Origin of the sequence: Caulobacter sp. 602-2 (assembly GCF_011043625.1) — a bacterium.
Taxonomy (GTDB): Bacteria; Pseudomonadota; Alphaproteobacteria; order Caulobacterales; family Caulobacteraceae; genus Caulobacter.
Genome location: NZ_JAAKGT010000005.1, coordinates 138,796 through 153,531, shown reverse-complemented (window position 1 = coordinate 153,531; position 14,736 = coordinate 138,796). Strand labels below are relative to the sequence as shown.

Annotated in this window: 10 protein-coding genes, 2 tRNA genes and 1 pseudogene; 5 read left to right on the top strand and 8 right to left on the bottom strand. The window is 66.4% G+C overall.

Features of this window, described 5'->3' with window-relative positions; genetic code table 11:
• Positions 1-4: 4 nt before the first annotated feature.
• The gene (locus G5B46_RS12835) at positions 5-415 is read right to left on the bottom strand and encodes a TIGR01244 family sulfur transferase (protein ID WP_165259166.1); all 411 of its coding nucleotides are present in this window, start codon (positions 413-415) and stop codon (positions 5-7) included.
• 98 nt (positions 416-513) lie between these two features.
• The gene (locus G5B46_RS12830) at positions 514-1,029 is read right to left on the bottom strand and encodes a hypothetical protein (RefSeq protein WP_165259165.1); all 516 of its coding nucleotides are present in this window, start codon (positions 1,027-1,029) and stop codon (positions 514-516) included.
• Positions 1,030-1,494: 465 nt separating this feature from the next.
• Here G5B46_RS12830 and G5B46_RS12825 point away from each other — a divergent pair, with 465 nt between their 5' ends.
• Complete coding sequence (locus G5B46_RS12825) at positions 1,495-4,356, top strand: TonB-dependent receptor (protein WP_165259164.1); 2,862 nt, start codon at positions 1,495-1,497, stop codon at positions 4,354-4,356.
• A 947-nt stretch (positions 4,357-5,303) separates the two neighbouring features.
• Here the strand turns inward: G5B46_RS12825 and sppA are convergent.
• Positions 5,304-7,082, bottom strand: a complete 1,779-nt coding sequence (gene sppA / locus G5B46_RS12820) for a signal peptide peptidase SppA (RefSeq protein ID WP_165259163.1) — start codon at positions 7,080-7,082, stop codon at positions 5,304-5,306.
• Between the two features lie 181 nt (positions 7,083-7,263).
• A tRNA-Pro gene (locus G5B46_RS12815) sits at positions 7,264-7,340 on the bottom strand.
• A gap of 184 nt (positions 7,341-7,524) precedes the next feature.
• Here G5B46_RS12815 and G5B46_RS12810 point away from each other — a divergent pair.
• Together G5B46_RS12810 and G5B46_RS12805 are read left to right on the top strand one after the other, a co-directional pair.
• A tRNA-Gln gene (locus G5B46_RS12810) sits at positions 7,525-7,598 on the top strand.
• 444 nt (positions 7,599-8,042) lie between these two features.
• The gene (locus G5B46_RS12805) at positions 8,043-8,480 is read left to right on the top strand and encodes a MucR family transcriptional regulator (protein WP_116489006.1); all 438 of its coding nucleotides are present in this window, start codon (positions 8,043-8,045) and stop codon (positions 8,478-8,480) included.
• Positions 8,481-8,568: 88 nt separating this feature from the next.
• On the opposite strand, the gene G5B46_RS12800 is transcribed toward G5B46_RS12805, so the two are convergent.
• Both G5B46_RS12800 and G5B46_RS12795 read right to left on the bottom strand, forming a co-directional pair.
• The gene (locus tag G5B46_RS12800) at positions 8,569-9,120 is read right to left on the bottom strand and encodes a GNAT family N-acetyltransferase (RefSeq protein WP_165259162.1); all 552 of its coding nucleotides are present in this window, start codon (positions 9,118-9,120) and stop codon (positions 8,569-8,571) included.
• Positions 9,121-9,260: 140 nt separating this feature from the next.
• Positions 9,261-11,441: a S9 family peptidase gene (locus G5B46_RS12795; protein WP_165259161.1), complete on the bottom strand. Its 2,181-nt coding sequence runs from the start codon at positions 11,439-11,441 to the stop codon at positions 9,261-9,263.
• Positions 11,442-11,545: 104 nt separating this feature from the next.
• On the opposite strand from G5B46_RS12795, the gene G5B46_RS12790 reads away from it, so the two are divergent.
• Together G5B46_RS12790 and G5B46_RS12785 are read left to right on the top strand one after the other, a co-directional pair.
• Positions 11,546-12,394, top strand: a complete 849-nt coding sequence (locus G5B46_RS12790) for a serine protease (protein ID WP_116489004.1) — start codon at positions 11,546-11,548, stop codon at positions 12,392-12,394.
• 91 nt (positions 12,395-12,485) lie between these two features.
• Positions 12,486-12,673: pseudogene (locus tag G5B46_RS12785) on the top strand (CsbD family protein); the annotation flags it as partial.
• A gap of 171 nt (positions 12,674-12,844) precedes the next feature.
• Here the strand turns inward: G5B46_RS12785 and G5B46_RS12780 are convergent.
• Positions 12,845-13,294: a MaoC family dehydratase gene (locus tag G5B46_RS12780; protein ID WP_165259158.1), complete on the bottom strand. Its 450-nt coding sequence runs from the start codon at positions 13,292-13,294 to the stop codon at positions 12,845-12,847.
• 76 nt (positions 13,295-13,370) lie between these two features.
• Positions 13,371-14,708, bottom strand: coding sequence for an Nramp family divalent metal transporter (locus G5B46_RS12775; RefSeq protein WP_165259157.1), 1,338 nt, complete (start codon positions 14,706-14,708; stop codon positions 13,371-13,373).
• Positions 14,709-14,736: the final 28 nt, after the last annotated feature.

The window sequence follows — 14,736 nt, the reverse complement described above, 5'->3', positions numbered from 1 at the left end:
TCGTTCAGTGCGGCAGGACGCCGGAGAGGTCGTAGCCGGCCTCGTAGCCCTGCTTCACCAGCGTTTCGCGATCGGACGCGCCCGACAGGGCCTGGCCGATCGACCAGGTGACGATCGAGCGCGTGCCCGAGCGACAGAAGGCCAGGACCGGGCCGTCGGCCGCTTCTACCGCCTCGCGCACCGCGTCCACCTGCTCCTGGGTCGGCCCGCCGCGCACCGGCACGTGCAGGTAGGCCAGGCCCGCGGCCTTGGCCGCCGCCTCGATCTCGCCGCTGGTCGGCTGGCTGGGATCCTCGCCGTCGGGGCGGTTGTTGACGATCAGCGTAAAGCCCTCGGCCTTGGCCCGGGCCACGTCCTCGGTGGTGATCTGGGGGCTGACCGACAGGCTGTCGGTCACGCGGCGGAAATCGGTCATGGCGTCGGGCTCTCTGAAGGACCTCTTTATAGGACTCTCCAGATGCGCGGCCCGCGCGGCGAGGGCAAGCCCCGTCCTTCGAACCGTCCGCGACGCGCCTAGTTGACGCGCTCGACCCGGATGGCCCGTCCGTTCACCGTCAGCATGTAGCTGCCGAGCGCCGCGCGCCGGATCGTCACCTTGGCGCCGACGCGCGGCGGCAGCGGCAGGGCCTCGGTGTCGATCTGCTCCCAGCGCGCGCCGTCCTCCAGCAGGAAGCGCCAGCCGGTCGGGGTCCTGCGCGCCTCGCGGATCGTCGATTCGACCTGCTCGATGGCGGCTTCCTTCTTCTGCCCGAACGAGAAGCTGGGCAGGTTCAGGCCGAACGATTCACGTTGCGCCTTGGTCACGGTCTCCTTGTCGACCACGATCAGGTCGCCGGCCTTCTCGGCCGCCAGCAGCCCGGCGACGGTTTCGTCGTAGCAGGCCAGCCGGGCGGCCGAATCCGTCTGCGCGCGACACGCCGACAGCTTCTCCATCGCCGCCTTGGACGCCGTCGGCGATTGGGCCTGGGCCTGTTGCGCGATGGCGGCGGCGGTCAGGGCCAGGGCGAGCGGCAGTCCAAAGCGTCGCATTGGGATTTCCTGTTTTTTCAAGGGCTTTCCCGCCTGGCGGGAAGGGGCGCTCGCCCAGTGTGAGTGCACACACTCTCTGATTGTGTCGGGATTGCGGCGAGAATGCGTCGACGCAAGGCAAAAAATACGTCCTACATATTGCTGTTCTGCAAAATAATTCGATAACGATGTTATTCGAACGTGGTCATATTTTGCCGTTATCGGGATTTCACCGATATCTATGGTCAAGCTTGATGTCGTAATTGGCACGAAAAGCGCGAAAACCTGCCCCGTGAGGGGTGATTGTGTGTTGATTTTGCGACAGGGGTGAGACTTCGCGATATCTCGCGGAAACTCGGAATTGACCGCGTTGATCGGCCGCACCTAACGTCCCCGCCAACCGGGCTTTGGACAGCCTGGGATTGTGACATGGATGCGCGCCTGTCGCCGTCCATTCTCGGAGGGATTTCCATCTTGAATATTCAGATGACGCGTAAGCGCCTGCTTGCGACGACGATCATCGGTGGTCTGGCCATGGCTTCGGCCGGCGCCGCGGTTGCTCAAACCGCGCCGGAAAGCGACAGCACCGAAATCGAAGCCGTCGTCGTCACCGGTTCGCGCATCGCGCGTCCGGACTACGTGTCGAACAGCCCGATCGTCTCGGTCGGCCAGGAGCAACTGGCCAAGTCCGGTTCGGTGACCGTCGACACCCTGCTGAACCAGATGCCGCAGTTCGTGCCGGGCGTGTCGTCCACCTCGAACAACCCGTCGAACGGCGGTCAGGCCAACATCCAGCTGCGCGGCCTGGGCTCGAACCGCACCCTGGTTCTGATGGACGGTCACCGCATCGTTCCGTCGAACTCGGACGGCACGGTCGACGTCAACCTGATCCCGAGCGCGATCATCCAGAACATCGAAGTGATCACCGGCGGCGCCTCGGCGACCTACGGCTCTGACGCCATGGCCGGCGTGGTCAACTTCAAGATCAACGACCGCTTCCAAGGCCTGCAGGTCGACGCCCAGTACGGCATCACCGACGCCAAGGACGGCGAGGAAAGCTCGATCAGCATCACCGGTGGTTCGCGGTTCGCCGACGACAAGGGCCACGCGATCATGTCGCTGAGCTACTCGACGCGCGGTGAGATCCTGAACGCCGCCCGCAAGTTCTCGTCGGTCTCGGGCGCCTCGGCGACCACCCCGTACGGCCGTTACGACTTCTCGGGCACCAACCTGCCGACGCAAGCGGCCATGAACGCCGTGTTCGCCCAGTACGGCATCGCGCCGGGCACCGTCGCCGCCGACTCCAACCTCGGCTTCAACAACGACGGCACGCTGTTCCGCAACGGCACCAACTACCGTGGTTCGACCGCGATCGACTATTCGACGATCCCGCTCGACGGCAGCTACAACACCGGCCCGCTGAACCTGCTGCAACTGCCGATGACCCGCTACTCGGCGTTCGGCATGATGAACTACGACATCACCGAGAATGTCGAAGCCTACGGCTCGTTCAACTTCACGCACTACGACTCGCGCACGATCCTGGCCCCGTCGCCGGCCGCCGCGACGACCGGCTTCTCGGTCAACTACAACAACCCGTTCGTCCCGACCGACCTGCGCACGCTGCTGGCCAGCCGCGCCGATCCGACGGCCGACTTCCTGTTCCGCAAGCGCTTCACGGACGTCGGTCCGCGCATTTCGGAAACCACCTTCAACGTGTTCCAGCTGACCACCGGTCTGCGCGGTCAAACCAACTTCCGCGACTGGACCTGGGATCTGTTCGGTTCGTACGGCAAGTCCGAGCAGAACGAGATCCAGCGCGGCAACGTGAGCCGTGCGGCGGTCGTCTCGCTGCTCGACGCGGCTGACGGCGGCACCAGCATCTGCGCCGGCGGTTACAACCCCTTCGGCCTGCAGCCGCTGTCGGCCGAATGCGCCAGCTACATCAGCCGCGTGACCAAGAACTGGACCAGCTACGAGCAACGCGCCGTCGAGCTGAACCTGCAGGGCGGCCTGTTCGACCTGCCGGCCGGCGAAGTCCGCGCCGCCGTGGGCACCAGCTACCGTTCGGACAAGTACAACTACGTTCCGGACTCGCTGCTCTCGACCGGTGACGTCATCGGCTTCAACGCCAACGACGCCCTGGACGCCTCGGCCGACGTCTACGACCTGTACGGCGAAGTGCTCGTGCCGGTCCTGAAGGACCTGCCGTTCATCAAGGCCCTGAACGTCACGGGCGGCTACCGCTTCTCGGACTACAACACCGTCGGTTCGGTCTCGGCCTACAAGGTCGACGGCGACTGGGAAGTCGTGGACGGCATCCGTCTGCGCGGCGGCTACTCGCGTGGCGTTCGCGCCCCGTCGATCGGCGAACTCTACTCGCCGCAGGCCCAGAACTTCCCGCAGATCATCGACGATCCGTGCTCGATCGACAGCCGCGCTCGTACCGGCCCCAACGCCGCGGCCGTGCGTTCGCTCTGCCTGGCGCAAGGCGTGCCGTCGGCGATCATCGACAGCTACACCTACCCGAACACCCAGGTTAACGCCCTCGTCGGCGGCAACCCGGACCTGAAGGAAGAAACCGCCGACACCTACTCGGTCGGTCTCGTCTGGACCCCGCGCTTCGAACACCCGCTGTTCGAGAAGCTGTCGGCCTCGGTCGACTACTACTCGATCAAGATCAAGGACGCGATCGGCACCGTCGACGCCGGCCTGGCGCTCACCAAGTGCTATGACGGCAGCGCCGGCTCCTCGTTCTACTGCGGCCTCTTCGACCGCAGCAACCAGACGGGCGAGATCCAGACCCTGGTCCTGACGAACCTGAACCTGGCCACCTACGAGACGGCCGGCGTCGACTTCCAGATCGACTGGGGCTTCGGTCTCGGCGCGATCGGCCTGAGCGACGACTACGGTTCGCTGGCGTTCAACATCGTGGGTAACTACCTCGACAAGTTCGACGTCCAGAGCCTGCCGGGCGAGCCCATCGACAAGCTGAAGGGCACCATCGGCAACACCTCGGTCAGCGCCGTCGCCGTCGCCAAGCCGGAGTGGAAGGTCATGTCGTCGGCCACCTACTCGTTCGGCCCGGCCGAACTGGGCGTCCGTTGGCGCTTCGTCGACTCGATGGTCGACGCTGGCGACAACTCCGAGAAGATCAAGTCGGTCAACTACTTCGATCTGAACGGCGCCTGGAAGGTCACCGACATGGTGGAAGTGCGCGCCGGCGTCTACAACGTCGCCGACAAGCAACCGCCGGTCTTCTCGTCGAACATCCAGGCCAACACCGACCCGTCGACCTACGACGTGCTCGGCCGCCGCTTCTACCTCGCTCTGAAGACCCGCTTCTAATCCAGGCGCTCTTCAATCCCGGCGGTCCTAAGGATCGCCGGGGGCGAAAAAAACGATCACGGCGGGTCCGCAAGGACCCGCCGTTTTTGTCTGTGCGCCGGACGGGGATGGAGCTCCGTCCATCCCCGGCGTTCGTCGAAAAGAGTTCCACGAACTCAACCGCTTGCAACTTTCTCGCGGTGCTCAATCAGACGGGCTCAGAACGCCCGCATAATCAACGTGTCCCGTCGCAGGGAGAGGGCGCAAGGATCCGGCCCGAAGCGTGCGACGTGGATGCGATCGAGCGGGGCTGAAGGAGCTGCGTGAGCAGGGCCTGAAAGCTTGAATGAGGATGGGGGACGTAAACCCGTCCATCGGGGGCTTGCCTGACTAGGCTCCCGCCCGCCCAAGGGTCCGCGCCGCCATGCACGCCTGGCCGCCAAGAAACGGGGCGCACTGCATGGGGAAGGGGTAAAAGGCGGAAGAGGCCTGCGCGCCCCGGCCTGAGGACAAACGATCGCGCGGGGCGTTCAGCTTCGTCGAAACGGTACTTGAAACTCACACATCCGGGCGAAGCCCGGACGCCCCGCGCCCTCTCCATCAACTTCCGTGGTTTCCACGAGAGGCCGAGAAGCCGCGCGTCCGCGCGAAGGAACCTCCCCCTCTGGGGGAGGCGGCCGAAGGCCGGTGGGGGGGGCGTTTTCAGCTGTCGAGGCGCTGGCCGATCACCCACCAACTCCCCCCACCGATCGCTGACGCGATCGCCTCCCCCACAGGGGGAGGTCCGCCGACTAAGACCCTCCCCCTTTAGGGGAAGCATCTGGGCGCCAGCCAAGACCCTCCCCCTGAAGGGGGAGGTGGCCCGGAGGGCCGGAGGGGGAGCGGCGCCTGAGGCCCCCCACCGATCGCGGCCACAAAAAAAGGCCGCCCCTTTCGGCGCGGCCTTTCTCGTGAACCTCGCGCAGACCTCAGTAGGACGGCGTGTCGGCCAGGACGCTGGCGCCCTGCGAGCGCAGGCGGGTCTTGGCCATCTCGTCCAGGATCGCCTCGGAGCGCGGGTCGCCCAGGATCCAGGCGGCGGCGGCGACGGTGCGCATCGAGGTCGAGCTGACGCCCAGGGCCTTCTCCAGGGCGTCGAACGGCGACTTGGGACCGCCGATCTTCTTCAGGCGCACGTCGCCGGTCAGCTTGGCCAGGGCCTTGGCCTTGTCGACGGCGTCGTAGAAGCCGCCCAGCTGGTCCACCAGGCCCAGGTCCTTGGCCTGGGCGCCGGTCCAGACGCGGCCCTTGGCGATCTCGCGCACGCGCTCGACCGGCAGCTTGCGGCCCTCGGCCACGCGGGCCACGAACCCGGCGTAGATATTGTCCATCCAGGCCGAGAAGCGGGCGCGCTGGTCGGCGGTGAATTCCTGGCCGGTTCCGAAGGCGCCGGCATAGTCGCCGCCCACGGTCACCTGGCGGGTGTCGACGCCGAAGCGCGACAGCGCGTCGCCCAGGGCGAACTTGCCGCCGAACACGCCGATCGAGCCGGTCAGGGTCGAGGGCTGGGCCACGATCGCCGAGGCCTGGCTGCTGATCCAGTAGCCCCCGGAAGCCGCGTAGGTGCCCATGCTGACCACGACGGGCTTTCCGGCCGCCTTGGCGGCCCTGACGGCCGCCAGGATCTGTTCGGAGGCCGTGTCCGAGCCGCCCGGCGAGGAGACCCGCAGAACGATGGCCTTGACGTCCTTGTCCTCGATCGCGTCGTAGATCGCCTTGGCGGTCTCGTCGGAGTGGATGGTGCTGTCGCCCGAGAACGGCGAGGACTGCCCCGACGTGCCCGTGACGATCGGACCCTCGGCCCCGATCACCGCGATGGCCGCGCCGGTCTTGGGCAGGTCCTTCTTCGAGCGCGAGGCGTAGTCGGAGAAGTCGATCAGCTTGGCGCCCTTGCCGGCGCGGGTCAGCATGGCGTCCTGGGCTTCCTTCACCTGGCCGACCTTGTCGATCAGGCCCAGCCCTTGCGCCTGCTGGGCGCTGTAGGGGCCGGCCTCGATGGCCTTGATCAGGCGCGCCGGGTCCAGCTTGCGGTCCTGGGCGGCGGCGGTGAGGGCGCCGGTATAGACCGACGTCATCCACGACAGCGTCGCCTCGCGGTGGGCCGCGGTGAAGTCGCTGTTGAGATAGGGATTGACCGCGTTCTTGTACTCGTAGCGCTGCTCGAAGTCGGCCTTGACGCCGTACTTGTCGAACAGGCGCTTGTAGAACATCGTCTCGCTGGCCACGCCCACGGCCTGCAGCGAGCTGTCCGGCTGCATCCAGAACTCGCTGGCGGCCGCGCCCAGGCGGTAGGTCGAGGTCGACATGCCCGAGGGATAGATGCCCTGGCTATGGGCGAAGATCGGCTTCTTGCCGACGCTGCGGAAGTGCTTGAAGGCCTGGGCGAGCTCGTCGGCCGAGGCCGGGGCGACGCCGCCTTCCGGCAGGCGCACGAACACCGCCTTGACCTTGTCGTCGGTCTCGGCGCGGCGCAGCACCTCGATGACGCCCATCACCGACTGGCCGCCGCCGCCGAACGCCGCGAAGGGGTTCTGCGAATCCTGGTCCGACAGGCCGCCGCGCAGGTCCAGCTGCACCACCGAATTGGCGGCGACGGGGGCGGGGCGGGCGGCGCCGGCCGCCAGCACGATCAATATGAAGGGCACCCCGACGAGAAAGAGCACGAGCCCGACGAACACGCCGGCCACGGTCATGAGAAACTGCTTCATCGGGATCCCGTTGCGATAGCCAAAGCGCGCCGGCGCGAAAGCACAGACGATCGTGCGTCCGACGCGCTTCAATGTCGCCGCAAGCTAGCGGCTGTCGCGTCGCGGTCAAATGAACTGCGCGCAACCTGCCGAACTTCGCGCTCGAGCGGTGCAAATGAGGGGATTTTCTCGGGAGAGAAGATGGTCGGAGTGGCAGGATTTGAACCTGCGACCCCTGCGTCCCGAACGCAGTGCTCTACCAGACTGAGCCACACTCCGACTTCCGAAGCCGCGCCGCCGGTTGGCTGTGCTCGACTTGGGAGGCGGCTTATAGGAGGCTGTTCGGAGAGTCGCAAGCGTGAAAATGGACCCAAAAAAAGAATTTGGAGGGCGTTGCCACCGTCCGAATCCTGGGCTATCTCCACCGCCTCGCCGCGGCCCACTGGGTCGCCGCTGTTCCTGCTGGGGAATGGTGTAATGGTAACACTGCGGTTTTTGGTACCGTCATTCTAGGTTCGAGTCCTAGTTCCCCAGCCACTCTCTCTTCTCTCGCTGATCAGCGCTTCGGACCGGAAGCAGCGTTTACATCGCGAGCATTTATCTCCCTTCAAGCTCTGCTTTGCCCATCGGCTCTTTCGCGGCTGCGAGCGTTTGCGGCGTTCCTGGCCGTGTTCAGTTCAGCCTGCGCCAGCGCCTGAAAAGGCAGGGCGAATCTGAATCGCCGGCGCCACGCCATGCACAGTGCAAATGCACGCGAACCTTGCCGGTCTTCGCGCATGCGAAAACGTTCGGCGCTGGAACTGAACTTGAAGGCGAGCCTCATCGGCTACGGCTAAGGCTTTGAAAATCCGCGATCGACATTGTTGCTGCGAAATAAAGCCTGTTTTCGCGGAGCGTTGCTCGATCGATTGCGTATTTGTGTACTTGTAATTCCACAGGGCGGGTGTATTTCCGAATTTAAAGTCATTGTGGAGTGACGCCGTGGAAGACAAATCGACCCTGATCGAGCTGACCGCTGAGATCGTGGCCAACTATGTGGCCAACAACACGACCTCGGTCTCTGACCTGCCGGCTCTGATTCGGGCCACGCACGACGCGCTTTCCGGTCTTGGTTCGCCGGAAGCGCCGGTTACCGAGACCGTTACCAAGGCTACTCCGGCCCAGATCCGCAAGAGCATCACGCCGGACGCCCTGATCAGCTTCGAGGACGGCAAGCCCTACAAGACGCTGAAGCGCCACCTGACCACCCACGGCATGACCGTCGCCGAGTACAAGTCGAAGTGGGGCCTGCCGGCCGACTATCCGACCACGGCGCCGTCGTACAGCGAAGCCCGTTCGGCCATGGCCAAGGCTCTGGGCCTGGGCCAAGGCGGTCGCAAGGCCAAGGCTCCGGGCAAGGCTCGCGCTCGCAAGGCCTGAAGCCTCGGTTCCAAGTGAACCTTAGAAAACACGAAAGCCCCGCCGGTGACGGCGGGGCTTTTGCTTTGAGCGTTGCTCTGCGGGCGATCTACACGCCGCTGAGAGACATGCCGGGCGCGTCGGGCGGGGTGTCGCCGCCGCCGTTCAGCGACCGCTGCATCCAAACGAGGTCGACCCAGCGGCCGAACTTGTAGCCCATGGCCGGGAAGACGCCCTTGTGCTCGAAACCGAGCGCGGCGTGCACGCCGATCGAGGCGGCGTTGCCGCTGTCGCCGATCACCGCGCAGATCTGGCGCAGGCCCAGGCCCTCGCAGGCCTCGATCAGCGCCTGCAGCAGGGCCTTGCCGACGCCCTTTCCGGCCGCGTCGGGCGCGACGTAGATGCTGTCCTCGACGGTGTAGCGATAGGCCGCCCGCAGCCGGAACGGGCCGGCATAGGCATAGCCCAGCACCTTTCCGTCCTGCTCGGCGACCAGGTAGGGCAGGCCGCGATCGAGGAAGGCCGCGCGCCGCCGGGCCATCTCGGCCTGGTCGGGCGGAACCTCCTCGAAGGTGCCCAGGCCGTTGAGCACGTTCCAGCCGTAGATGGCCGTGATCGCCGGCACGTCGGCGTCCGTGGAGGGGCGGATGGTTAGCGTCATCTAGACCCTCTCCCCGAAGGGGGAGGTGGCGCGAAGCGCCGGAGGGGGAAGTTTCCATCCCGCCGCGATCGCTTCCCCCTCCGTCGGCTGCGCCGACACCTCCCCCTTCAGGGGGAGGGCCTTGACGTTCGAACTACGCATCACGCCTTCGTCCAGCCCTTGTCGACCGCCCACACGGCGAACGCGTAGTCGAGCGCGATCTCCTTGAGGAAGTCGAAGCGGCCCGAGGCGCCGCCGTGGCCGGCCTCCATGTTGATCTTCAGGAGGATCGGGTTGCCGCTGGTGGTGTTGGCCCGCAGCTTGGCGGCCCACTTCTCGGGCTCCCAGTAGGTGACGCGCGGATCCGACAGGCCGCCGGTGGCCAGCACGGCCGGATAGGGCTTGGCGGTGACGTTGTCGTACGGCGAGTAGCTGGCGATGTAGTCGTAGGCCTCCTTGTCCTCCAGCGGATTGCCCCATTCGGGCCACTCCGGCGGGGTCAGGGGCAGGGAGGTGTCGCTCATGGTGTTGAGCACGTCGACGAACGGCACCGCCCCGATGATCCCGGCCCACAGGTCCGGCCGCAGGTTGGTGATCGCGCCCATCAGCATGCCGCCGGCCGAACCGCCGTAGGCCACCGTGGCGCCCTTGGCGCCGTAGCCATTGGCGTGCAGGTGCTCGGCGCAGGCGATGAAGTCGGTGAAGGTGTTCTTCTTCTTGAACTTCTTGCCGTCCAGGAACCAGCCGTAGCCCTTTTCCGAGCCGCCGCGGATGTGGGCCGTGGCCCAGATCCAGCCGCGATCGACCAGGCTGAAGTTGCGGATCGAGAACGACGGATCCATCGACATGCCGTAGCTGCCGTAGCCGTACAGCAGCAGCGGCGCCTTGCCGTCCAGCTTGACGTCCTTCTTCATCAGCACGGTCACCGGCACCTCGGCGCCGTCGGGCGCCTTGGCGTAGAGGCGCTTGGTCACGTACTTGGAGGGATCGTGGCCCGAGGGGATTTCCTGGGTCTTTCGGAGCACCTTGTCGCCGCTGCGCATGTCGTAGTCGAACCACTGACGCGGCGTGGTCGGCGACTGGTAGACGTAGCGCAGGGTGGGGGTGTCGAACTCGTAGCCGCCCTCGACGCTCAGCACATAGGCCTGCTCGTCGACGACGATCGGCTTTTCGGCCTTGGTCGCGCGGTCGGTGATGACGATGCGGGTGTTGGCGTTGACGCGCTCGACGCGGACCAGGTGGTCCTTGTAGGCGGCGTGGCCGGTGATGAAGGTCCCCGGCTTGTGGGCCACGAAGTCCTTCCAGTGGGCGCGGCCCGGATTGGCGACCGGAGCCTCGACCAGCTTGAAGTCGATGGCGTCGTCGGCGTTGGTCAGGATGACGAACTGGCCGTCCCAGTGCTCGACCGAATAGCGCAGGCCCGGCGTGCGCGGCTCCACGACCTTGGGCTTGGCGGCGACGTCGCTCGCCGGGATCAGCAGGGTTTCCGACGTCTCGTGGTCGCCGGCGCTGATGACGATGAAGGCTTCCGAACCGGTGACGCTGACGCTGACGAAGAAGCCGTCGTCGGGCTCTTCATAGACCAGCACGTCGTCCTTCAGCCCGCCGCGCGCCGGGCGGCGATAGATCTTGTCGGAACGGCCGTTGTCGTCGCGGTGGGTCCAGAACAGCCACTTGGAGTCGGGCGACCAGGTGAAGTCGCCGGTGCTGCTGTCGACCGGCTCGGCCAGGATCTCGCCGGTGGCCAGGTCCTTGACGTAGATCTTGTGGACTTCGGAGCCCTGCGCGTCCTCGGCATAGGCGAACAGCTTGTGGTCGGGGCTGTGCTCGGCGGCGCTGACCTGGCTGTAGGCCTTGCCCTTGGCCAGGGCGTCGCTGTCCAGCAGCACTTCCTCGCCGTCGTTCTTTCCGCGGGGGCGGCGGGCGTAGATCGGATGCTGGCCGCCCAGGGCGAAGCGCGAATAATAGTCGTACGGGCCGTCGGGCGAAGGCACCGAGGAGTCGTCCTCCTTGATGCGGCCCTTCATCTCCTCGAACATCGCCTTCTGCAGGTCCTGGGTCGGGGCCAGCATAGCCTTCACATAGGCGTTCTCGGCGGTCAGGTGCTCCTTGACCTCGGCCTTGATCAGGCTGGGGTCGCGCAGGACCTTCTGCCAGTTGTCGTCCTTCATCCAGGCGTAGTCGTCGACGCGCACCCGGCCCAGCTGCTCGATGCGCTTGGGAACCTTCTTGGCGACCGGAGGAACGGGCTTGGCGGTGGCGGACATGGAACTCCCGGGGATGAGGACGGAGGACGTGGCGGCGACGGCGGCAACGCTCGTCATCATTTCGCGCCGGTTCATGGACAGATTCCCCCTCGGATGCGTCAGAACGCCAACTTGTTGCGGCTGGGGCGTCTGGTCAAACTCATACGACGTCTAAGGTTGAATCGGAGACGAGGGCGTTCATGGCTTGGGACCTGTCGGTCGATCTGATCCAGGCGACGGTGCAGCTGGAGCAGCCGCTCGCCGACGGCTCGCGCACGGTGGGCACCGGATTCCTCATCGAGGACCCCACGCCCGATGGTCGTCCGCGCACCATCCTGGTCACCGCCGCCCACGTCTTCGACCGCATGCCATCGGTCTCGGCCAAGATCGGCTATCGCGTGCAGAGCAAGGAGGGGGTCTGGCGCTACGATCCCCGCACCCTGAAGATCCGCGACGGCGACCATCCCCTGTGGATCAAGCATCCCAGCCGCGACGTCGCCGCCATCGTCGTCGAGGCGCCGCCCGAATTCGCCAAGGCCGCCATTCCGCTGGCCTGGCTGGCCCAGGACGACACCTTCAACAAGTACAGCCTTGGTCCCGGCGACGAGATGATGGCCCTGGGCTTTCCGCGCGGCCTGTCGGCCAACACCGCGGGCTTTCCGATCCTGCGCTCGGGGCGGGTGGCCTCCTATCCGCTGGCGCCGGCCAGCGTGTTCCCGACCTTCCTGATGGATTTCTCGGTGTTCCCCGGCAATTCGGGCGGGCCAGTGTTCATGGCCGAGGGCGCGCGCCGCCGGCCGGGCTCGACCGAAAGCCAGGAGGTGCAGTTCGTGGCCGGCATGCTGACCCAGCAGGTCGAGCTGTCGGGCGAGCGCCTCGAGATCGGCATCGTCACCCACGCCAAGTACATCCGCGAGACCGTCGCCCTGCTCGACAAGCCGTCCGGCCCGCCGCTGATCCAGGCCGCGCCGGCCAAGCCGCCCAGCGTCGCCGCCGCGCAGGACGTGGTCGCCGTCCAGGCCGTCGCCGCGCCCGGCTTCAATCGCTGATTTCGGCGAAATAGCCTTCGGCCAAGCTAGGAACCATTGCTCCCGGGGCCCCGTTCGAAAGGGGAGTTCAAACTCGAACAGGAGCAAGCCAATGAGCACCAATCGTGTGGAAGGCGCCATCGACAAGGGCGTGGGCGCCGTGAAGGAAGCCGTCGGCAAGGCCACGGACAACGAACGCCTGGAAGCCGAGGGCAAGGCCCAGAAGATCAAGGGCGATGTCCAGAACAAGGTCGGTCAGGCCCAGGACAAGATCGGCGACGCGATCAAGCACTAAGGCTTGGTCCGATCCCCAAAACGAAGGCCCCGGAGCGATCCGGGGCCTTTGTCTTTTCAAGATCCTCTCCCTCTGGGGGGGGGAAGGGACGGAGGGGGGACGTTATCAGCTTCCGCAGAAGCCCGCCGACTTCCCCCTCAGTCGCTCCGCGACAGCTCCCCCTTCAGGGGGAGCATCTAGGCCCCGTAGATGATCGAGATGGTCTCGGCCACGCAGGCCGGACGCTCCTCGCCCTCGATCTCGATGGTGCACTCGTTCTTCATCTGCAGGCCGCCGGCCTTGGGCTCGACGCTGACCAGCTTCTGGCGCATGCGCACCCGCTTGCCTACGCGCACCATGCTCGTGAACCGCACCTTGTCGCAGCCGTAGTTGATGCCGCGGGTCACGCCGGTGACATGCAGGATGCCCGCGCCCAGCATCGGGATCAGCGACAGCGTCATGTAGCCATGGGCGATCGGGCCGCCGATCTCGCGCGTGGCCCGCTCGACGTCGACGTGGATCCACTGGTGGTCGCCGGTCGCTTCGGCGAACTGGTTGACCCGTTCCTGGCTGATCTCGACCCAGTCGGACACCCCGACCTCCTGCCCGACCAGGCTGGCGATGTCGGCGAAGGCGATCTCTTTCATGCGGCGCTCTCCCAAACGTTTGTTTGGAAGAGATCACGGGCGCTCGTCCGGGGCAACACCCGGCGGCGCGCGGCCCCTACGGTTGTCGGAACGTCGAGACCACCAGCCAGACGTTGGCGGCCGAGATCACGAGGAACAGCCCCCAGGCCACGATCCGCACGAGCCAGCCATTGGCGAACGGTCCCATCAGCGTCCTGTCGTCGGTGAAGCGCAGCAGCGGCCAGATGGCGAAAGGCAGCTGGGCGCTCAGCACTACCTGGGTCAGCACCAGCAGGCGCCCCACCGCGTGGTCGCCCAGCGTCAGCACGCCGACCATCGCCGGAATGATGGCCAGGCCCCGGGTGATCAGCCGCCGCTGCCAGCAGGGGATCTTCAGGTTCAGGAAGCCCTCCAGGATCACCTGGCCGGCGATGGTGCCGGTAAAGGTCGCGCTCTGGCCCGAGGCGAAGAGGGCGATCCCGAACAGGATGCCCGCGACGGCCGCGCCGGTGACCGGCGCCAGCAACTCGTGCGCCTCCTCGATGCCGGCCACCTCGCGCAGGCCGTTGCCGTGGAAGGCCGAGGCCGCCAGCACCAGGATCGCGGCGTTGACGAACAGCGCCAGCCCCAGGGCGACCACGGTGTCGATGCTCGCCAGCCGGATCGCCGCCCGCTTGCCCGGCTCGTCTTCGGGCGCCTGCCGCGTCTGCACGATCGACGAGTGCAGGTAGAGGTTATGCGGCATGATCGTCGCGCCCAGTATGCCGATGGCCAGATAGAGCGCATCGCCCTGCTGCAGCGCGGCCAGCGACGGGACCAGCCCCCGCGCCACCGCGCCTGCGTCGGGCGGCACGATGATCAGCTGCACGAGAAAGCAGATCCCGATCGTCGAGATCAGCCCCAGTATGATCGCCTCCAGCTGGCGGAAGCCGTTGCCCTTCAGGCTCAGCACGATGATCGTGTCGAGCCCCGTGAGCAGCACGCCCGCCCACAGCGGCACGCCCAGCAGAAGCTTGAAGGCCAGGGCCCCGCCCAGCACCTCGGCGATGTCGCAGGCGATGATCGCCAGTTCGGCCAGCACCCACTGGACCTTGACCGTCCACGGCCCGAACCGCTCGCGCGACATCCGGGCCAGGTCCTTGCCGGTCACCAGGCCCAGCCGCATCGACAGGATCTGCAGCAGGATCGCCGCCAGGCTGGACAGCACCACCACAAACAGCAGGCTGGTTCCGTAGCGCGAGCCGGCCTCGATGTCGGTGGCCCAGTTGCCGGGGTCCATGTAGCCGACGCTGACCAGCAGGCCCGGCCCCGCGGTGCGCAGCATCCGCTTCCAGGCCGGCAGCCCGCTTGGCACGGGCACCGAGCCCCGCACCTCCGCCGGGCAGAACGGAGCGGTCGCGGTCTTGGGCAGGCGGTCGAGCAGGGCGGAGAACATGTCCCGACCGTGTGGCGGGAATCCCGCC